At 68.6% G+C, this 19,023-nt stretch carries 25 protein-coding genes; all 25 read right to left on the bottom strand.

Annotated features, from left to right (window positions below; genetic code table 11):
• Positions 1–17: 17 nt before the first annotated feature.
• The 25 genes from rplR to ACIA5A_RS01290 all read right to left on the bottom strand — a co-directional run bounded on the left by rplR (position 18) and on the right by ACIA5A_RS01290 (position 18,983).
• Positions 18–407, bottom strand: coding sequence for a 50S ribosomal protein L18 (gene rplR, locus ACIA5A_RS01410; protein ID WP_396755273.1), 390 nt, complete (start codon positions 405–407; stop codon positions 18–20).
• Positions 404–946, bottom strand: coding sequence for a 50S ribosomal protein L6 (gene rplF / locus ACIA5A_RS01405; protein WP_278109429.1), 543 nt, complete (start codon positions 944–946; stop codon positions 404–406). Before rplF ends, rplR begins: the two co-directional genes overlap by 4 nt.
• Before the next feature lie 16 nt (positions 947–962).
• Positions 963–1,370, bottom strand: a complete 408-nt coding sequence (rpsH, locus tag ACIA5A_RS01400) for a 30S ribosomal protein S8 (RefSeq protein ID WP_091065808.1) — start codon at positions 1,368–1,370, stop codon at positions 963–965.
• 98 nt (positions 1,371–1,468) lie between these two features.
• Positions 1,469–1,654: a type Z 30S ribosomal protein S14 gene (locus ACIA5A_RS01395; RefSeq protein WP_007073023.1), complete on the bottom strand. Its 186-nt coding sequence runs from the start codon at positions 1,652–1,654 to the stop codon at positions 1,469–1,471.
• Between the two features lies 1 nt (position 1,655).
• Positions 1,656–2,225, bottom strand: a complete 570-nt coding sequence (gene rplE / locus ACIA5A_RS01390) for a 50S ribosomal protein L5 (RefSeq protein WP_091065804.1) — start codon at positions 2,223–2,225, stop codon at positions 1,656–1,658.
• A complete protein-coding gene (rplX, locus tag ACIA5A_RS01385) occupies positions 2,225–2,545 on the bottom strand; it encodes a 50S ribosomal protein L24 (RefSeq protein ID WP_018217055.1) in 321 nt (106 codons plus the stop codon). The genes rplE and rplX overlap by 1 nt, the downstream gene beginning before the upstream one ends.
• Positions 2,542–2,910 carry a 50S ribosomal protein L14 gene (gene rplN, locus ACIA5A_RS01380; protein WP_007465279.1) on the bottom strand — a complete coding sequence of 123 codons (369 nt, stop codon included), beginning with the start codon at positions 2,908–2,910 and terminating at the stop codon, positions 2,542–2,544. The genes rplX and rplN overlap by 4 nt, the downstream gene beginning before the upstream one ends.
• A gap of 98 nt (positions 2,911–3,008) precedes the next feature.
• Complete coding sequence (gene rpsQ, locus ACIA5A_RS01375) at positions 3,009–3,287, bottom strand: 30S ribosomal protein S17 (RefSeq protein ID WP_181570335.1); 279 nt, start codon at positions 3,285–3,287, stop codon at positions 3,009–3,011.
• Positions 3,284–3,520 (bottom strand): 50S ribosomal protein L29, encoded by a 237-nt coding sequence (rpmC, locus tag ACIA5A_RS01370; RefSeq protein ID WP_091065796.1) that lies wholly within the window; start codon positions 3,518–3,520, stop codon positions 3,284–3,286. The genes rpsQ and rpmC overlap by 4 nt, the downstream gene beginning before the upstream one ends.
• Positions 3,520–3,945 (bottom strand): 50S ribosomal protein L16, encoded by a 426-nt coding sequence (rplP, locus tag ACIA5A_RS01365; protein ID WP_007465292.1) that lies wholly within the window; start codon positions 3,943–3,945, stop codon positions 3,520–3,522. The genes rpmC and rplP overlap by 1 nt, the downstream gene beginning before the upstream one ends.
• Positions 3,946–3,948: 3 nt before the next feature.
• Positions 3,949–4,830, bottom strand: a complete 882-nt coding sequence (gene rpsC / locus ACIA5A_RS01360) for a 30S ribosomal protein S3 (RefSeq protein ID WP_396755269.1) — start codon at positions 4,828–4,830, stop codon at positions 3,949–3,951.
• Positions 4,830–5,285: a 50S ribosomal protein L22 gene (gene rplV / locus ACIA5A_RS01355; RefSeq protein ID WP_107157440.1), complete on the bottom strand. Its 456-nt coding sequence runs from the start codon at positions 5,283–5,285 to the stop codon at positions 4,830–4,832. The genes rpsC and rplV overlap by 1 nt, the downstream gene beginning before the upstream one ends.
• 40 nt (positions 5,286–5,325) lie before the next feature.
• Positions 5,326–5,607 carry a 30S ribosomal protein S19 gene (rpsS, locus tag ACIA5A_RS01350; protein WP_007073032.1) on the bottom strand — a complete coding sequence of 94 codons (282 nt, stop codon included), beginning with the start codon at positions 5,605–5,607 and terminating at the stop codon, positions 5,326–5,328.
• A gap of 12 nt (positions 5,608–5,619) precedes the next feature.
• The gene (gene rplB, locus ACIA5A_RS01345) at positions 5,620–6,459 is read right to left on the bottom strand and encodes a 50S ribosomal protein L2 (protein ID WP_278109425.1); all 840 of its coding nucleotides are present in this window, start codon (positions 6,457–6,459) and stop codon (positions 5,620–5,622) included.
• A 12-nt stretch (positions 6,460–6,471) separates the two neighbouring features.
• Complete coding sequence (rplW, locus tag ACIA5A_RS01340) at positions 6,472–6,774, bottom strand: 50S ribosomal protein L23 (protein WP_013288632.1); 303 nt, start codon at positions 6,772–6,774, stop codon at positions 6,472–6,474.
• Positions 6,771–7,436, bottom strand: a complete 666-nt coding sequence (gene rplD, locus ACIA5A_RS01335) for a 50S ribosomal protein L4 (protein ID WP_396755266.1) — start codon at positions 7,434–7,436, stop codon at positions 6,771–6,773. Before rplD ends, rplW begins: the two co-directional genes overlap by 4 nt.
• Positions 7,433–8,098, bottom strand: a complete 666-nt coding sequence (gene rplC / locus ACIA5A_RS01330) for a 50S ribosomal protein L3 (protein WP_396755264.1) — start codon at positions 8,096–8,098, stop codon at positions 7,433–7,435. The genes rplD and rplC overlap by 4 nt, the downstream gene beginning before the upstream one ends.
• 11 nt (positions 8,099–8,109) lie before the next feature.
• Complete coding sequence (rpsJ, locus tag ACIA5A_RS01325; RefSeq protein WP_007073037.1) at positions 8,110–8,418, bottom strand: 30S ribosomal protein S10; 309 nt, start codon at positions 8,416–8,418, stop codon at positions 8,110–8,112.
• Between the two features lie 355 nt (positions 8,419–8,773).
• Positions 8,774–9,967: an elongation factor Tu gene (gene tuf, locus ACIA5A_RS01320; RefSeq protein WP_181570341.1), complete on the bottom strand. Its 1,194-nt coding sequence runs from the start codon at positions 9,965–9,967 to the stop codon at positions 8,774–8,776.
• A 223-nt stretch (positions 9,968–10,190) separates the two neighbouring features.
• Positions 10,191–12,287, bottom strand: a complete 2,097-nt coding sequence (fusA, locus tag ACIA5A_RS01315) for an elongation factor G (protein ID WP_181570342.1) — start codon at positions 12,285–12,287, stop codon at positions 10,191–10,193.
• 77 nt (positions 12,288–12,364) lie between these two features.
• A complete protein-coding gene (gene rpsG / locus ACIA5A_RS01310) occupies positions 12,365–12,835 on the bottom strand; it encodes a 30S ribosomal protein S7 (RefSeq protein ID WP_091065767.1) in 471 nt (156 codons plus the stop codon).
• Between the two features lies 1 nt (position 12,836).
• Positions 12,837–13,211, bottom strand: coding sequence for a 30S ribosomal protein S12 (rpsL, locus tag ACIA5A_RS01305; protein WP_007465318.1), 375 nt, complete (start codon positions 13,209–13,211; stop codon positions 12,837–12,839).
• 486 nt (positions 13,212–13,697) lie between these two features.
• The gene (locus ACIA5A_RS01300; protein WP_396755827.1) at positions 13,698–14,069 is read right to left on the bottom strand and encodes a hypothetical protein; all 372 of its coding nucleotides are present in this window, start codon (positions 14,067–14,069) and stop codon (positions 13,698–13,700) included.
• A 566-nt stretch (positions 14,070–14,635) separates the two neighbouring features.
• Positions 14,636–15,004 carry a hypothetical protein gene (locus tag ACIA5A_RS01295; protein ID WP_396755261.1) on the bottom strand — a complete coding sequence of 123 codons (369 nt, stop codon included), beginning with the start codon at positions 15,002–15,004 and terminating at the stop codon, positions 14,636–14,638.
• A 91-nt stretch (positions 15,005–15,095) separates the two neighbouring features.
• On the bottom strand, positions 15,096–18,983 hold the full coding sequence (locus ACIA5A_RS01290; RefSeq protein WP_396755259.1) for a DNA-directed RNA polymerase subunit beta': 3,888 nt from the start codon (positions 18,981–18,983) through the stop codon (positions 15,096–15,098).
• Positions 18,984–19,023 lie beyond the last annotated feature (40 nt).

Raw genomic sequence — 19,023 nt, 5'->3', positions numbered from 1 at the left:
CTCTCGTGACGGGGTTTCTAGAACTCGAGCCCGGCTTCGCGGGCGGCGTCGGCAAGCGCGGCGACCCGCCCCGCGTACCGGTTGCCGCCGCGGTCGAAGACGACCTTCGAGACGCCGGCGGCCTTGGCACGCTCGGCGAGCAGGGCGCCGACCTTGCCGGCCAGGGCACTCTTGTTGCCCTCGGCGCCGCGCAGCGAGGCGTCCATGGTCGAGGCCGACGCCAGGGTGTGACCCTTGGTGTCGTCGACGACCTGGGCGACCATGTGCCGCAGGGAACGGGTGACGACGAGGCGGGGACGCTCGCCGGTGCCGCTGACGTTCTTGCGGACCCGGAAGTGCCGACGCGCACGCCCGACGGCACGCTTGGCGGCAACGCCGCGGCGGCGCTTGAGCAGCGTGGCGCTCACTTCTTACCTGCCTTTCCAGCCTTACGGCGGATGACCTCGCCCTGGTACTTCACGCCCTTGCCCTTGTAGGGCTCCGGCGGACGGATCTTCCGGATGTTGGCGGCGACCTCGCCGACCTGCTGCTTGTCGATGCCGGCCACGTGGAACAGCGTGGGCCGCTCGACCGTGAAGGTGATGCCGTCCGGCGCCTGCACGACGACCGGGTGCGAGAACCCGAGCGCGAACTCGAGGTCCTTGCCCTTGGCGGTCACGCGGTAACCGGTGCCGGCGATCTCCAGGCTCTTGCGGTAGCCCTCGGTCACCCCGACGATCATGTTCGCCACCAGGGTACGGCTCAGGCCGTGGAGCTCCTTGGCCTTGCGCTCGTCGTTGGGCCGGTTGACCTGCAGCTCACCGTTCTCGCTGCGCTCCGCCGTGATCGGCTCGGCCAGCACGTGGCTCAGCTCGCCCTTGGGGCCCTTGACCTTGACGGTCTGGCCGTCGATCGTGATGTCGACGCCGGAAGGCACCGGGATCGACTTACGTCCAATACGCGACATTTCTTCCAGTCTCCCGTTACCAGACGAAGGCGAGGACTTCCCCGCCAACGCTCCGCTTGCGGGCCTGCCGGTCGGTGAGCAGCCCCTGGGACGTCGAAATGATCGCCACACCCAGCCCGCCGAGCACCCGCGGGAGCCCGTCCGACTTGGCGTAAACCCGGAGACCGGGCTTGGACACGCGCTTGATGCCGGCCAGGCTCCGCTCGCGGCTCTGGCCGTACTTCAGCTCGACGACCAGTCGCTTGCCGACGGCACCCTCCTCGGGGTCCTCGACCGACCAGGCGGCGATGTAACCCTCGGCCTTGAGGACCTCGGCGATGTTCGCCTTGATCTTCGAGTAGGGCATCGTCACCCGGTCGTGGTACGCCTGGTTGGCGTTACGCAGACGCGTGAGCATGTCTGCGATCGGGTCGGTCATCGTCATGAAAACTCGTCAACCTTTCTCGCCGGGGTTCCCCGGGCCAGGCCCGGGGCCTACGGCGAAGAGACAGTTCAGCTGACGCGCCGGAGCGCGCCGGGCTATTACCAGGAAGCCTTGGACACGCCGGGCAGCTCACCGCGGTGGGCCATCTCCCGGATGCACACCCGGCAGAGACCGAACTTGCGGTAGACCGCCTTCGGACGCCCGCACCGCTGGCAGCGGGTGTACGCGCGAACCGAGAACTTCGGCTTCGCGGCCGCCTTGAGGATCAGCGCCTTCTTGGCCATCTCAGTTCTCCTTGAACGGGAAGCCCAGGAGCTTGAGCAGCGCCCGGCCCTCGTCGTCGGTCGTGGCGGTCGTGACCACCGTGATGTCCATGCCCCGCTGGCGATCGATCTTGTCCTGGTCGATCTCGTGGAACACCGACTGCTCGGTCAGACCGAACGTGTAGTTGCCGTGCCCGTCGAGCTTGCGCCCGTCCAGACCGCGGAAGTCACGGATACGCGGCAGCGCGATGGACAGCAGCCGGTCCAGGAACTCCCACATCCGGTCGCCGCGCAGGGTGACCTTCGCGCCGATCGGCATGCCCTCACGCAGCTTGAACTGCGCGATGGACTTGGTGGCCCGCCGGACCAGCGGCTTCTGGCCGGTGATGGTGGCCAGGTCGCGGACGGCGCCGTCGATCAGCTTGGCGTCCCGAGCGGCCTCGCCGACACCCATGTTGACCACGATCTTGACCAGACCGGGCACCTGCATGGGGTTGCCGTAGGCGTACTGCTCCTGCAGCTTCGCCACGACCTCGTTGCGGTACCGCTCCTTGAGACGCGGCAGGGTCTTCGTTTCGGTAGCCGTGGTCATCACAGGTCCTTACCGGTGCTACGCGCGATGCGGACCTTCTGGCCGTTGTCGTCGATCCGGTAGCCGACGCGGGTCGGCTTGCCGTCGGAGTCCACGACCATCACGTTCGAGACGTGGATCGGGGCTTCCTGGGTGACGATGCCACCGGTCTTGGCGCCACGCTGGGTGGTGCTGATGCGAGTGTGCTTCTTGACCCGGTTCACGCCCTCGACCAGGACCTTGTCCTGCCGCGGGTAGGCCGCGATGACCTTGCCCTTGGCACCCTTGTCCTTGCCGGCGATGACGACGACCGTGTCGCCCTTCTTGACCTTCACGGTCACAACACCTCCGGCGCGAGAGAGATGATCTTCATGAACCGCTTGTCCCGCAGCTCGCGGCCCACCGGGCCGAAGATGCGGGTACCGCGCGGGTCCCCACCGTCCTTGATGATGACGGCGGCGTTCTCGTCGAAGCGGATGTACGACCCGTCCGGCCGCCGCCTCTCCTTGGCGGTCCGAACGACGACGGCCTTGACGACGTCGCCCTTCTTCACACCGGCACCGGGGATCGCGTCCTTGACCGTGGCCACGATGACGTCGCCGATGCTCGCGTAGCGCCGACCGGAGCCACCGAGAACCCGGATGCACAGGATCTCCCGGGCACCCGTGTTGTCGGCGACGCGCAGTCGCGACTCCTGCTGAATCACGTCTATCTCCTATGTCTGCCGGTTCTCCGGCCGCCCGGAAGCGGCCGGAGCCTGGCGGAACCTGCGCCCGACCGATCCCGGCCGAGCTCGAGCCTTCGCTACTTGGCCTTCTCGAGGATCTCCACGAGCCGCCACCGCTTGGTGGCGGAGAGCGGCCGGGTCTCCATGATCGAGACGCGGTCGCCGATCCCGGCGGAGTTCTGCTCGTCGTGGACCTTCAGCTTGCGCGTACGGCGCATGATCTTGCCGTACAGCGCGTGCTTGACCCGGTCCTCGACCTCGACCACGACGGTCTTGTCCATCTTGTCGCTCACCACGAGGCCCTCACGGACCTTACGGCGGGCCCGCACGGCGGCGGTGGCGTTCTCGTCACTCATGATGCAGTCACCTCAGTCGGCGCGGTCGAGAGACCCAACTCACGCTCACGCATGATCGTGTAGATCCGGGCGATCTCCCGACGGATGACCTGCAGCCGCCGGTTGTTGTCCAGCTGCCCGGTCGCGCCCTGCACGCGGAGGTTGAACAGCTCCGCCTTCGCCTCGCGCAGCTTCGTGACCAGCTCCTCCTCGGAGAGCTCACGCAGCTCGGAGGCCTTGACGCCCGCTGCCATCAGGATTCACCCACTTCGCGCGTAACAATGCGGCACTTCATCGGGAGCTTGTGGATCGCGCGACGCATCGCCTCTCGCGCGATCTGCTCGTTGGGGAAGGACATCTCGAAGAGGACCCGCCCCGGCTTCACGTTGGCGACCCACCACTCCGGCGAACCCTTACCGGAACCCATCCGGGTCTCGGCCGGCTTCTTGGTGAGGGCCTGGTCCGGGAAGATCGTGATCCAGACCTTGCCGCCACGCTTGATGTGACGGGTCATCGCGATACGCGCCGACTCGATCTGGCGGTTGGTCACGTACGCCGGCTCGAGAGCCTGGATCCCGAACTCGCCGAACACCACCCGGTTACCACCCTTGGACGCGCCACTGCGGTCCGGGTGGTGCGGCTTGCGGAAGCCCTTCGGGGGCTTGCGCGGCATCAGCATCTGTCAGCCCTCCTGCTGCTGTTCTGCCGGCTGGTTCGGAGCCGAGGCGGCGGCGGCGACAGCGTTGCTGTCGACCGGCTCACCGGCCGGCGTCTCCGCCTGCTGCGCGATGGTGGTCGCGGCAGCCCGGCCGGCCTCGGTACCGCCGGCGGTCGTACCCGACGAGCCCGACCGGCCACGACGCGGCCGCTCCGGCCGGTCGCCACGGTCGCGGCGCGGGCCGCGCGACGGGGCGGCCTCGGCCGGGGCCTCGCGGCCCGGGACGGCGTCACCCTTGTAGATCCACACCTTCACGCCGATCCGGCCGAAGGTGGTACGGGCCTCGAAGAAGCCGTACTCGATGTTGGCCCGCAGCGTGTGCAGCGGAACCCGGCCCTCGCGGTAGAACTCGGTCCGGCTCATCTCGGCGCCGCCGAGACGGCCCGAGACCTGAACCCGGATGCCCTTGCAGGCGGGGTTCTTCATCGCGGACTGCATCGACTTGCGCATGGCCCGACGGAAGCTGACCCGGCTGGACAGCTGCTCGGCGACGCCCTGGGCGACGAGCTGCGCGTCCGCCTCCGGGCTCTTCACCTCGATGATGTTCAGCTGGACCTGCTTGCCGGTGAGCTTCTCCAGCTCACCACGGATCCGGTCGGCCTCCGCACCCTTACGGCCGATGACGATGCCCGGCCGAGCGGTGTGGATGTCCACGCGGACCCGGTCCCGGGTGCGCTCGATGTCGACCTTGGAGATGCCGGCGCGCTCGAGGCCCTTGGACATCATGCGGCGGATCTTGACGTCCTCGCCGATGTAGTCCTTGTAGAGCTTGTCCGCGAACCAGCGGGACTTCCAGTCGGTCGAGATGCCGAGCCGGAACCCAGTGGGGTGAACCTTCTGACCCATTACTCGGCACCCTCCGTCGTGCTCTGCGCCTGCGCCGGCTCGGCCTGCTTGGCCGGAGCGGCCTTCTTGGCCGACTTCTTCGGCGCGGCCGGAGCCACCGCCTCGACCGCCACGGTGATGTGGCAGGTCCGCTTGCGGATCCGGTAGGCACGACCCTGCGCCCGCGGCCGGAACCGCTTCATCGTCGGGCCCTCGTCGACGAACGCCTCGCTGACGAGCAGCGCGTCGGGGTCCAGCCGCTCGTTGTTCTCCGCGTTGGCGATCGCGCTCGCGAGCACCTTGTACACCTGCTCGCTCGCAGCCTGCGGCGCGAACTGCAGCACCGTGAGCGCCTCCTTCGCGGGCAGGCCGCGGACGAGGTTGACCACCCGGCGCGCCTTCATCGGCGAGATGCGCACGTGCCGCGCAACCGCCCGCGCGCCCGGAAGCACCGGAGCGTCGCCCTTTCCTGGCATCGCTGTAACCCCTTGTTCCTCTATCCGTATGCCCGCGGCGTCAGCGCCGGCGGCTCTTCCGGTCGTCCTTCTCGTGACCCTTGAACGTGCGGGTCAGCGCGAACTCGCCGAGCTTGTGCCCGACCATGGCCTCGGTCACGAAGACCGGGACGTGCTTGCGTCCGTCGTGCACGGCGATCGTGTGACCCAGCATCTCCGGGATGATCGTCGAGCGCCGCGACCAGGTCTTGATCACGTTCTTCGAGCCCTTGTCGTTCTGCGTCTCCACCTTCTTGAGCAGGTGGTCGTCGACGAACGGGCCCTTCTTCAGGCTGCGAGGCATGTCTTATCTCCCTCAGCCGCGCTTACGCGTGGCGTAGCGGCGGCGGACGATCAGCCGGTCGCTCGGCTGGCCCTTACGACGGGTGCGGCCCTCGGGCTTACCCTGCGGGTTGACCGGGTGGCGACCACCGGAGGTCTTACCCTCACCACCACCGTGCGGGTGGTCGACCGGGTTCATCGCGACACCACGGACGGTGGGGCGCTTGCCCTTCCAGCGCATGCGGCCGGCCTTGCCCCAGTTGATGTTCGACTGGTCGGCGTTGCCGATCTCGCCGACGCTGGCGCGGCAGCGCACGTCGACCCGCCGGATCTCGCCGGACGGCATACGCAGGGTCGCGTACGCGCCCTCACGGCCGAGCAGCTGTATGCCGACGCCTGCCGAACGGGCCAGCTTGGCGCCGCCGCCGGGACGCAGCTCCACGTTGTGGACCGTCGTACCGACCGGGATGTTGCGCAGCGGCAGGTTGTTGCCCGGCTTGATGTCGGCGCCCGGACCGGACTCGACACGGTCGCCCTGCTTCAGGTCCTTCGGCGCGAGGATGTAGCGCTTCTCGCCGTCGGCGTAGTGCAGCAGCGCGATGCGCGCGGTGCGGTTCGGGTCGTACTCGATGTGGGCGACCTTCGCCGGCACGCCGTCCTTGTCGACCCGCTTGAAGTCGATCAGACGGTACTGCCGCTTGTGACCGCCACCGTGGTGCCGCGTGGTGATCCGGCCGTGGGCGTTGCGTCCGCCCTTCTTCGGCAGCGGAGCCAGCAGCGACTTCTCCGGCGTGGACCGGGTGATCTCGGCGAAGTCGGCGACGCTGGAACCGCGTCGGCCCGGCGTCGTCGGCTTGTACTTACGGATAGCCATTGTCTACACCCCTCAGCTGACCGGGCCGCCGAAGGCCTCGATACGGTCACCGTCAGCCAGCTTCACCATCGCGCGCTTGGTGTCCTTGCGCTTGCCGAACCCGGTGCGGGTCCGCTTGCGCTTGCCCTCGCGGTTGAGCGTGTTGACCGTCAGGACGCGGACGTTGAAGATCTGCTGGATAGCGATCTTGATCTCGGTCTTGTTCGCGTCCGGGTGCACCAGGAAGGTGTACCAGTTCCGGTTCAGCTCGCTGTAGCTCTTCTCCGAGACGACCGGCGCGACGATGACGTCACGCGGATCGGCGATCGTGCTCACTTGCCACCCTCCTCGGTGGTCTCGGCTGGCACGCCCAGGAACTCGTCCAGGGCCTCCTTGGTGAAGACCACGTCGTCGGCCACCAGCACGTCGTAGGTGTTGAGCTGGCCGGCCTCGATGAGGTGCACCCGGCTGTCCCGCGCGTTGCGCAGGTTCCGCAGCGACACCCAGTTCAGCTCGTCGGTGCTGCTCAGCACGACCAGGACCCGACGGGCGCTGGTCAGATTGGTCAGCGTGGCCAGCGCCGCCTTGGTGGACGGCTGCTCGCCCGAGACGAACGCCTCGACGACGTGCACCTGGCCGGCGCGGGCCCGGTCGGAGAGGGCGCCACGCAGGGCGGCGGCCTTCATCTTCTTCGGGGTCCGCTGGCTGTAGTCACGCGGCACCGGGCCGTGGACCACGCCACCGCCGGCGAACTGCGGCGCGCGGGTCGAGCCCTGGCGGGCACGACCGGTGCCCTTCTGCTTGTAGGGCTTCCGGCCACCGCCGGAGACCTCGCCGCGGCTCTTGGTCTTGTGCGTGCCCTGTCGGGCCGCCGCGAGCTGAGCCACCACGACCTGGTGCATCAGCGCGATGTTCGCCTGCACGTCGAAGATGTCGGCCGGCAGCTCGACGGAGCCGCTCTTGCCGCCTTCGACGTTGAGGACGTCAACGGTGGTCACTTGGCCACACCGCCCTTCTTCACCTTCGCCTTGGCCGCCGTGCGGACCAGGACCAGCGCGCCCTTGGGGCCCGGGATGGCGCCGCGGACGAGCAGGAGGTTGTTCTCGGTGTCGACCGCCTGGACGGTCAGGTTCTGGACGGTGTAGCGCACGCCACCCATCCGGCCCGCCATCCGGGTGCCCTTGAAGACGCGACCCGGGGTCGCGCAGGCGCCGATCGAGCCGGGCGAGCGGTGCTTGCGCTCGACACCGTGGCTGGCGCGCAGACCGTGGAAGCCGTGCCGCTTCATCGGGCCGGCGTAGCCCTTGCCCTTGGTCTTGCCGGTCACGTCGATCACGGCGCCGGCGGGGAACTCGCCGACCGTGACCTCCTGGCCCGGCGTGTAGTCCGCGGCGTCCGCGGTGCGCAGCTCGACGATGTGCCGGCGCGGCGCCACGTCCGCCTTGGCGTAGTGCCCGGCGACCGGCTTCTTGACCTTGCGCGGGTCGATGGCTCCGTAGGCGAGCTGAACGGCGGCGTAGCCGTCCTTCTCTGCGCTACGAACCTGGCTCACGACGCACGGGCCGGCCTCGACCACGGTCACGGGGACGACCTTGTTGTTGTCCCAGACCTGGGTCATGCCGAGCTTGGCGCCCAGGATCCCCTTGACTTGCCTGTCCATTTGATCGATCCCTACAGCTTGATCTCGATGTCGACGCCAGCCGGCAGGTCGAGGCGCATGAGCGAGTCGACCGTCTTCGGGGTCGGGTCGATGATGTCGATCAGACGCTTGTGCGTGCGCATCTCGAAGTGCTCGCGCGAGTCCTTGTACTTGTGCGGCGAGCGGATGACGCAGAAACGGTTGATCTCCGTGGGCAGCGGCACCGGGCCAGCGACCTGCGCCCCGGTACGCGTCACCGTCTCGACGATCTTCCGAGCCGACGAGTCGACGACCTCGTGGTCATAGGCCTTGAGCCGGATGCGGATCTTCTGTCCCGCCATGGTGGCTTCTGTTCCTTCTCTCGATGCCGCTGTCTTGCGGGTGCCTGTACCGGCTGGTGCAGCCCCGCTTCGCCGACCCCCGCGGTCGGGCGTGTCGCGCCCGTGGACCAGGCTCCGCCCCGGGGCTCCGGAGCGATTCTCTGACCTCGCGGTGGGTCATGGCGCCGATCGCGGATAACACGACCCGGACGCCGCGCGAGGGTGGTTGACCGCTGATGGCGATCAACCACCCCACGCGATGACAGTCTGCCTTCCGGAGGTCCAGCCTCAACCGGACGCGGTCGACCTACTGCCGTTACGCAACCTGACTAGTATGCCGCACGACCGGCGGCGACGCTAATCGGGGTTACCCAGCTCACTTGACGATCTTGGTGACGCGACCCGCGCCGACCGTACGACCACCCTCGCGAATCGCGAACTTGAGGTTGTCCTCCATGGCGATGGGCTGGATCAGCTTCACCGACATGGTGGTGTTGTCGCCCGGCATGACCATCTCGGTGCCCTCGGGCAGCGTGACGACGCCGGTGACGTCCGTGGTCCGGAAGTAGAACTGCGGGCGGTAGTTCTGGAAGAACGGGGTGTGCCGGCCGCCCTCCTCCTTGGAGAGGATGTAGACCGTCGCCTCGAACTCCGTGTGCGGGGTGTTGGTGCCCGGCTTGATGACCACCATGCCGCGCTCGACGTCCTCGCGCTTGGTGCCACGCAGCAGCAGGCCGACGTTCTCACCTGCGCGGGCGTCGTCCAGGGTCTTCCGGAACATCTCGATCGCGGTGACCTTGGTCTTGAAGCCCTTCTCGCGGATGCCGACAACCTCGACGTCCTCGTTCGGGAGCAGCACGCCACGCTCGACACGGCCGGTGACGACCGTACCGCGACCGGTGATCGTGAACACGTCCTCGACGGGCATGAGGAACGGCTTCTCGGTCTCGCGCTCCGGCTGCGGGATCGCGGTGTCGACCGCGTTCATCAGCTCGAGCAGCTTCTCGGTCCAGACCGGGTCGCCCTCGAGCGCCTTCAGCGCGGAGACCTGGACGACCGGCAGGTCGTCACCCGGGTACTCCTGCGCCGACAGCAGCTCGCGGACCTCGAGCTCGACGAGCTCCAGGAGCTCCTCGTCGTCGACCATGTCGCTCTTGTTGAGCGCCACGACGATGTACGGCACACCGACCTGACGGGCCAGCAGCACGTGCTCGCGGGTCTGCGGCATCGGGCCGTCGGTCGCCGCCACCACCAGGATCGCGCCGTCCATCTGCGCGGCACCGGTGATCATGTTCTTGATGTAGTCGGCGTGACCGGGGCAGTCGACGTGCGCGTAGTGACGCGCCTCGGTCTGGTACTCGACGTGCGCGATCGAGATCGTGATGCCGCGGGCCTTCTCCTCCGGCGCCTTGTCGATCTCGTCGAACGGCGTGTACGGGTTCAGGTCCGGGTACTGGTCGTGCAGGACCTTCGTGATGGCCGCCGTCAGCGTCGTCTTACCGTGGTCGATGTGACCAATGGTGCCGATGTTGACGTGCGGCTTAGTCCGCTCGAACTTCGCCTTCGCCACTGGTGTCCTCCTGTGGACTTTCTTGGTTCGTTCGCCCCGGTGCGCCGGTCGGCGCGTAGGACTCTGTCGACAGCCTTTCCGGCCTGACGGCCGGAGAGCCTTTGTGGGTTCTGCGGCGATGAAGCCTACAGGCCCGGATTCACACAACCCGACCGAGGTGGTCGCGGGCGGGACAACCCTCCCGCGACCAGCCCCGGATCACCGGGTCAGCTCGGGGTGAGCGTCACTCACCCGTCGCCTTGGCGATGATCTCCTTCGCCACGCTCTGCGGCACTTCGGCGTAGGAGTCGAACTGCATGCTGTAGCTAGCCCGGCCCTGGGTCTTCGACCGCAGGTCGCCGACGTAGCCGAACATCTCCGACAGCGGCACCAGGGCCCGGACGACGCGAGCGCCGCTGCGCTCCTCCATCGCCTGGATGATGCCCCGCCGGGAGTTGAGGTCGCCGATGACGTCACCCATGTTCTCCTCGGGAGTGGTGACCTCAACAGCCATCATCGGCTCGAGCAGTGCGGGGTCGGCCTTGCGGGCCGCCTCCTTCATCACCATCGAACCGGCGATCTTGAACGCCATCTCGGACGAGTCGACCTCGTGGTACTGGCCGTCCAGCAGCGTCAGCTTGACACCCACCAGCGGGAAGCCGGCGAGAATGCCGTACTGCATGGCGTCCTGGGCGCCCGCGTCCACCGACGGGATGAACTCCCGGGGGATGCGGCCACCGGTGACGGCGTTGGCGAACTCGTAGGTCGGCGAGTCGTTGCCCATGGGCAGCGGCTCGACGCTCACGATGACGCGGGCGTACTGGCCGGAGCCACCGGTCTGCTTCTTGTGGGTGTACTCGATCTTGTCCACCGTGCGGCGGATCGTCTCGCGGTACGCCACCTGCGGCTTACCGATGTTCGCCTCGACGTTGAACTCGCGGCGCATCCGGTCGACCAGGATGTCCAGGTGCAGCTCGCCCATGCCGGAGATGACCGTCTGACCGGTCTGGTCGTCGAGCTTGACCCGGAACGTCGGGTCCTCCTCGGCGAGCCGCTGGATGGCGGTGCTGAGCTTCTCCTGGTCGGCCTTGGTCTTCGGCTCGATCGCGACCTCGATGACCGGCTCCGGGAAGGTCATCGACTCCAGGATGACCGGGTTCGCCGAGTCGCAGAGCGTGTCGCCGGTGGTGGTCTGCTTCAGACCCTGCACCGCGATGATGTCGCCGGCCTTGGCCGAGCCACGCTCTTCCCGCTTGTTGGCGTGCATCTGGTAGATCTTGCCGATGCGCTCCTTGCGGTCCTTGGTGGAGTTGACCACCTGGGTACCGGTCTCGACCACGCCGGAGTAGACCCGGACGTAGGTGAGCTTGCCGAGGTGCTTGTCGGTCTGGATCTTGAACGCCAGGCCGGAGAACGGCTCCGAGGGGGACGGCTTCCGCAGCATCGGCGTCTCGCCGTCGGTGGCCGTACCCTCGATCGCCGGAACGTCCAGCGGCGACGGCAGGAAGTCGATGACGGCGTCGAGCATGGGCTGCACGCCCTTGTTCTTGAACGCCGAACCGCAGAGCACCGGGTTCGCCTTGCCCGCGATGGTGGCACGACGGATGGCGGCCTTGATCTCCTCGGTGGAGATCTCCTCGCCCTCCAGGTACTTCTCCATCACCGCGTCGTCGACGTCGGCCAGGGTCTCCATCAGCTTCTCGCGCCACTCGGCCGCGGAGTCGGCCAGCTCGGCCGGGATCTCCTCGATCGCGTAGTCCTCACCCTTCTGGGTCTCCCCGCGCCAGGTGAGGGCGCGCATGCCGATCAGGTCGACGACGCCGATGTGGTCGCCCTCAAGGCCGATCGGGATCTGGAGCACCAGCGGGGTGGCGTTGAGCCGGTCGATCATCATCTGCACGCAGCGGAAGAAGTCGGCGCCGGTCCGGTCGAGCTTGTTGACGAAGCACATCCGGGGGACGTTGTACTTGTCCGCCTGGCGCCAGACGTTCTCCGTCTGGGGCTCCACACCGGCCACGCCGTCGTACACCGCGACCGCACCGTCCAGAACACGCAGCGACCGCTCCACCTCGACCGTGAAGTCGACGTGGCCGGGCGTGTCGATGATCTGGATCGTGTGGCCCTTCCACTCGCACTTCGTGGCGGCGGAAGTGATGGTGATACCGCGCTCCTGCTCCTGCTCCATCCAGTCCATGACGGCGGCGCCCTCGTGGACCTCGCCGATCTTGTACGTGATGCCGGTGTAGAAGAGGATTCGCTCGGTGGTCGTGGTCTTACCGGCATCGATGTGCGCCATGATGCCGATGTTGCGTACGTTGGCGAGCGCGTCTGCGGCGGCCACTTCAATCCCTACTTATCGTCGTCTCGACACAACTGGTGGTTGGTTCCGGCGCCTGGTGGGCGCCGGAACCTCAGGTGTTACCAGCGGTAGTGCGCGAAGGCCTTGTTGGACTCGGCCATCTTGTGCGTGTCCTCGCGCCGCTTGACGGCGGCACCGAGGCCGTTGCTCGCGTCCAGCAGCTCGTTCATCAGCCGCTCGATCATGGTCTTCTCGCGGCGCGCCCGGGAGTAGGTCACCAGCCAGCGCAGACCGAGGGTGGTCGCGCGGGCCGGACGAACCTCGACCGGCACCTGGTAGGTGGCGCCACCGACCCGGCGGCTACGCACCTCGAGCGTCGGCTTCACGTTGTCCATCGCCCGCTTGAGCGTGACGACGGGGTCGGTGCCGGACTTCTCGCGGCAGCCCTCCAGGGCGGCGTACACGATGCGCTCGGCGAGCTGACGCTTGCCGCGCAGCAGGATCTTGTTCACCAGCTGGGTGACCAGCGGCGAGTTGTACACCGGGTCAGCGACCAGCGGATTCCGCGGAGCGGGTCCCTTACGCGGCATGTCAGCTCTTCTCCTTCTTCGCGCCGTAACGGCTGCGAGCCTGCTTGCGGTTGCGGACACCCTGGGTGTCCAGCGAGCCGCGAACGATCTTGTACCGCACGCCGGGGAGGTCCTTCACACGGCCGCCACGCACGAGCACGATCGAGTGCTCCTGCAGGTTGTGGCCGACGCCCGGGATGTAGGCGGTCACCTCGATCTGGCTGCTGAGCTTGACACGAGCGACCTTGCGCAGCGCCGAGTTCGGCTTCTTCGGGGTGGTGGTGTACACGCGGGTGCACACGCCGCGACGCTGGGGGGACCCCTTGAGCGCCGGGGTCTTGGTCTTGGTCGTCTTGGCCTGTCGGCCCTTCCGGACCAGCTGCTGAATGGTGGGCACCGGGTTTCTCCGCTCCCTTCGGCCGCTTCGAGGCGACCGCGCTGTCTGCTCCAGCCGACCTGATGGACGGCTCTCCTACATTCCAGCCGGGGTCACCTGACGGTGTCCCAGCACCCGCGGTCGGGCGTGTCGCCCGAGTCACGGCCCGGTGGCGCCGCTGACGCGTCGTACCGGATCTTTGGTCTTGGTGGTGCGACCGCGCGATCACCGGCTGACCGGCTCCAGCGCACGCACGCATTGCCCGGGCTGGCCCGGGCGCAAGGGGAAAGAGTACCTATCACAGCCGCGCCGGTCAAAACGGATCGGCTCGGAAGGACCGCGTCGCAGCCCCGCCGACCGGCTCCCGGATCGCCGGCACGCCCTCGATGGGCACCTACGTCGTCAAGTGTACCGGCTCGGCCGGGGCGCGACCCGGCGGGCCCGACCTCGGGGCCGGCACCCAGACCCGGGCATTCCCGTCACAACCGGACGATGACCTCGGCCCGCTCAGGTGATCTGCACCACCAGCGCGATCCCGAGCCCGACCACGCTCAACAGCAGCCCCACCGCGCCGCAGCTGAGGCCGGCCACGGCCAGGCCACCGCCGGTGAACCGGACCGCCGGCGGCGGCGCCGGACGGCGGATCTGTCGGCGGGCGAAGAGCCAGGCCACGATCGCCCCGACGCCGGCGAGCGCGCCGAGCACGGTGAAGGCGCCGGCCGCCCACGCGCCGCCGTAGTCCGGCCCGGCCACACCGAAACAGAACACCAGCAGCGACACCAGGATCGACGCGATCCCGGTGACGAGCGAGCCGATCGCCAGCCCGGACATGACCGGCGGCACGTCGAGGTGGACCACCCCGAACGGGGTGCCCGGCACCGCGTCGACCCGCTTCGGCGGCCGGGGCGCCTCCCGCGGGGGCGGCGGCAACGCCGGCCCCCAGCCGCCGCCGTGGCCCGGCCCACTTCCCGGGTACGCCCCGAGCGCCGGCCCGGGAGCGCCGTACCCCGGCTGCCCCGGGTGGTACGCCGGCGCGTGCGCCGGGAGCGGCCCGCCGGATCCCGGACCGGGCGCGTAGGGGCCGGGACGGCCCGTATCGTGCGGTCCCGCGGGGAACGGCATGCCCGGCGGATACGGCCCCGCCGGCGGCCAGGGGCCGGGCGGCGCGGAGCGCGGTTCCGGCTCCGGAGCGGGCACGTGCGGAGCGACAGCCGGATCCGGCGGCGAGGACTGCGGGGCGGCCCAGGGGCTCACCGCGTCGGCGGCCGGCGGCGCGGCGGGATCCGACCCGGTGTCCGGGCGGGTCGGGTCGCCTCCCGGCGGGGCCGGTTCCGTCACGGCGTCCTCCTGTCCACATGGCTCACCCGCCACGCGGCGGACACCGGCCAGGCTACCGTCGCGGGTCACCACCGGGTGGGCGGGCGCGGGGCCGCTCCCCCACCCGGTCAGTCGACGTTCGGGGCGAAGTCGTGCCCGAACGACGCGTCGGCGTGCCGGAGCACCCCGATCACCACGGCGGCCACCACCGCGAACGCGGTCAGCACCAGGCCGACCCGGGCCAGTTTCTCGCCACGACGCAGCCAGTCGGCGCCGGTGAGGTAGCCGCCCGACGCGTACGCCTCCCGGCGGGCCTGCCGGGCCAGGGTGAGCGCGACGGTGGCGGGCACCACCCCACCGACGAAGAAGCCGGTCAGCGCCCCGATCAGGCCGAGGGCGAAGACGGCACGGGCCTTGGTCGAGCGGACCGGCTCGGGATCGTGCGGGTGGCGGTGCGCCTGCGGCACGACGGGCACCTGCCCGGGCACGGTCGTCATGCCCCCATTCTGCCCCGGCGCCGCCCCGGGACGGCCCCCGGAACGCGACGAGGCCCCCGGCGGGTGCCGGGGGCCTCGTCGTTCGTGCGATTTAGCGGTACGACCCGAAGTCGAAGTCGTCCAGCGGCACCGCCTGGCCGCTGGCCGGCCCGAAGCCGTAGTCGGTCTCCGGGTAGCCGGTCATCGAGTAGACCTTGGCCTTCGCCTCCTCGGTCGGCTCGACCCGGACGTTGCGGTACTTGCTGATGCCCGTACCGGCCGGGATGAGCTTACCGATGATCACGTTCTCCTTGAGGCCGATCAGCGAGTCGCTGCGGGCGTGGATCGCCGCGTCCGTCAGCACCCGGGTGGTCTCCTGGAAGGAGGCCGCCGACAGCCAGGAATCCGTGGCCAGCGAGGCCTTGGTGATACCCATCAGCACCGGACGACCGGCGGCGGGCTCGCCACCCTCGCCGACGAGCCGGCGGTTCTCCGACTCGAACAGCGCCCGGTCGACCAGCACGCCCGGCAGGAACTCGGTCGAGCCGGAGTCGATGACCGTCACCCGCTTGAGCATCTGGCGGATGATGATCTCGATGTGCTTGTCGTGGATGAGCACACCCTGCGAGCGGTAGACCTCCTGGACCTCCTGGGTCAGGTGGACCTGGACCGCGCGCGGGCCGAGGATGCGCAGCAGCTCGTGCGGGTCGATGGTGCCCTCGGTGAGCTTCTCGCCGACCTCGACGTGGTCGCCGTCGTGCGCCCGGAGCCGGACCCGCTTCGAGATCTTGTCGTAGACGATCTCGTCGCTGCCGTCGTCCGGGATGACCACGATCTTGCGGGACCGCTCGCCGTCCTCGATCCGGATCCGGCCGGGGGTGTCGGCGATGGGCGCCTTACCCTTCGGCACCCGGGCCTCGAAGATCTCCTGGACACGGGGCAGACCCTGGGTGATGTCCTCACCCGCGACACCACCGGTGTGGAAGGTACGCATGGTCAGCTGCGTACCGGGCTCACCGATCGACTGGGCGGCGATGATGCCGACCGCCTCGCCGACGTCCACGGTCTTGCCGGTCGGCAGCGAGCGGCCGTAGCACGCTCCGCAGACGCCCAGCTTCGACTCGCAGGTGAGCACGCTGCGCACCCGCACCGTCTCCACGCCGGCCGCGACGATCGCGTCGACGCCGATGGAGTTGATGTCCTGGCCGCGGTGGGCCACCACGGTGCCGTCCGACCCCTTGATGTCGTCGGCGAGTGTCCGGGCGTGCACGCTGGTCTCGGCGTGCTCGTGCACGACCAGCTTGCCGTCCAGGTGCTCACCGATCTGCATCGGAATGGCACGGTCGGTGCCGCAGTCCTCCTCGCGGATGATGACGTCCTGCGAGACGTCCACCAGACGACGGGTCAGGTAACCCGAGTCGGCGGTACGCAGGGCGGTGTCCGCGAGACCCTTCCGGGCGCCGTGCGTGGAGATGAAGTACTCCAGCACGGACAGACCCTCCCGGTACGAGGCCTTGATCGGCCGCGGGATGATCTCGCCCTTGGGGTTGGCCACCAGACCACGGATCGCCGCGATCTGCCGGAGCTGGAGCAGGTTACCGCGGGCACCCGAGTTGATCATCTTCCACAGCGGGTTCTCCTGCGGCAGCGCGGTGTCCATCTCCTTGGCGACCTCGTTGGTCGCCTTGGTCCAGATCTCGATGAGCTCGCCGCGACGCTCCTCGGCGGTCATCAGACCACGCTGGTACTGCTTGTCGATCCGGTCGGCTTCCTTCTCGTACCGCTCCAGGATCTCCCGCTTGCGCGGCGGAGCGATGACGTCCTCCATGCCGATCGTGACGCCGGACCAGGTGGCCCAGTGGAAACCGGCCTCCTTGAGCCCGTCCAGGGTGGCCGCCAGGGCCACCTTCGGGAACCGCTCCGCGAGGTCGTTGACGATCGCGGAGAGCTGGCCCTTGCGGATCTCGTAGTTCACGAAACGGTAGCCCGGGGGCAGCGTCTCGTTGAACAGGACCCGGCCCAGGGTGGTCTCCACCGTCACCGGCTCGCCCTCGACCCAGCCCTCCGGCGCGGTCCACGGCTCGGCGCCGGCGCCGTTGTCGACACCCACCACGTCGTGCAGCCGGATCTTGACCGGCGTCTGCAGGTGCAGCTCGCCGTTGTCGTACGCCATCCGCGCCTCGGCGTCCGAGCTGAACGCCCGGCCCTCGCCCGTGCCACCCGGAGTGAGGTGGGTCAGGTGGTAGAGACCGATGACCATGTCCTGGGTGGGCATGGTGACCGGCTTGCCGTCGGCCGGCTTGAGGATGTTGTTCGACGACAGCATCAGGATCCGCGCCTCGGCCTGGGCCTCGGCGGACAGCGGCACGTGCACCGCCATCTGGTCACCGTCGAAGTCGGCGTTGAACGCGGTGCAGACCAGCGGGTGGATCTGGATGGCCTTGCCCTCGACCAGCTGCGGCTCGAAGGCCTGGATGCCCAGGCGGTGCAGGGTCGGCGCGCGGTTCAGCAGGACCGGGTGCTCGCCGATGACCTCTTCCAGCACGTCCCACACGACCGGCCGCTGCCGCTCGACCATCCGCTTGGCGGACTTGATGTTCTGCGCGTGGTTGAGGTCGACCAGCCGCTTCATCACGAACGGCTTGAACAGCTCCAGCGCCATCTGCTTGGGCAGGCCGCACTGGTGCAGCTTGAGCTTCGGGCCGACCACGATGACCGAACGGCCGGAGTAGTCGACGCGCTTGCCCAGCAGGTTCTGACGGAACCGGCCCTGCTTGCCCTTGAGCATGTCGGAGAGCGACTTCAGCGGCCGGTTACCCGGGCCGGTGACCGGACGACCACGACGGCCGTTGTCGAACAGCGCGTCGACGGCCTCCTGGAGCATCCGCTTCTCGTTGTTGACGATGATCTCGGGCGCGCCGAGGTCGATCAGCCGCTTGAGGCGGTTGTTCCGGTTGATCACACGCCGGTAGAGGTCGTTCAGGTCGGAGGTGGCGAAGCGGCCACCGTCGAGCTGCACCATCGGGCGCAGGTCCGGCGGGATGACCGGGACGCAGTCCAGCACCATGCCGAGCGGCGAGTTCCGGGTGTTCTGGAACGCCGCGACGACCTTCAGCCGCTTGAGCGCACGGATCTTCCGCTGGCCCTTGCCGGAGCGGATGGTCTCGCGCAGGTTCTCCGCCTCGGCGGTGAGGTCCATGTTCTGGACCAGCGCCTTGATGGCCTCGGCGCCCATGCTGCCGGTGAAGTACTCACCGAAGCGGTCGCGCAGCTCGCGGTAGAGCAGCTCGTCGGTGACGAGCTGCTTCGGCTCCAGCTTGCGGAAGGTGTCGAGGACCTCGTCGAGGCGGTCGATCTCGCGCTGGGCCCGGTCGCGGATCTGGCGCATCTCGCGCTCTCCGCCCTCCTTGACCTTGCGCCGGACGTCCGCCTTCGCGCCCTCGGCCTCCAGCTCGGCCAGGTCGGCCTCCAGCTTGGCGGCCCGCTTCTCGATCTCCGAGTCGCGGCTGTTCTCGGACTGCCGCTTCTCGGCCAGGATCTCGTTCTCGATGGTCGAGAGGTCGCGGTGACGCGCTTCGGCGTCCACGCTCGTCACGACGTACGAGGCGAAGTAGATGATCTTTTCGAGGTCCTTCGGGGCGAGGTCCAGCAGGTAGCCCAGCCGGCTCGGCACGCCCTTGAAGTACCAGATGTGGGTCACCGGAGCGGCCAGCTCGATGTGACCCATCCGCTCCCGGCGAACCTTGGAGCGGGTCACCTCGACGCCGCAGCGCTCGCAGATGATGCCCTTGAAGCGGACCCGCTTGTACTTACCGCAGTAGCACTCCCAGTCCCGCTGCGGACCGAAGATCTTCTCGCAGAAGAGCCCGTCCTTTTCCGGCTTCAGGGTGCGGTAGTTGATGGTCTCGGGCTTCTTGACCTCGCCGTGGGACCACTGACGGATGTCGTCGGCGGTGGCGAGACCGATGCGCAGCTCGTCGAAGAAGTTGACGTCGAGCACTGTGTCCCCTATGTCGTCGTCTGTACTGCTAGCTAACGGG

Origin of the sequence: Micromonospora sp. NPDC051300, from assembly GCF_044455315.1 — a bacterium.
In the GTDB taxonomy this organism is placed as follows: Bacteria; Actinomycetota; Actinomycetes; order Mycobacteriales; family Micromonosporaceae; genus Micromonospora; species Micromonospora robiginosa.
This window is presented reverse-complemented; position numbering and strand designations above follow the sequence as displayed.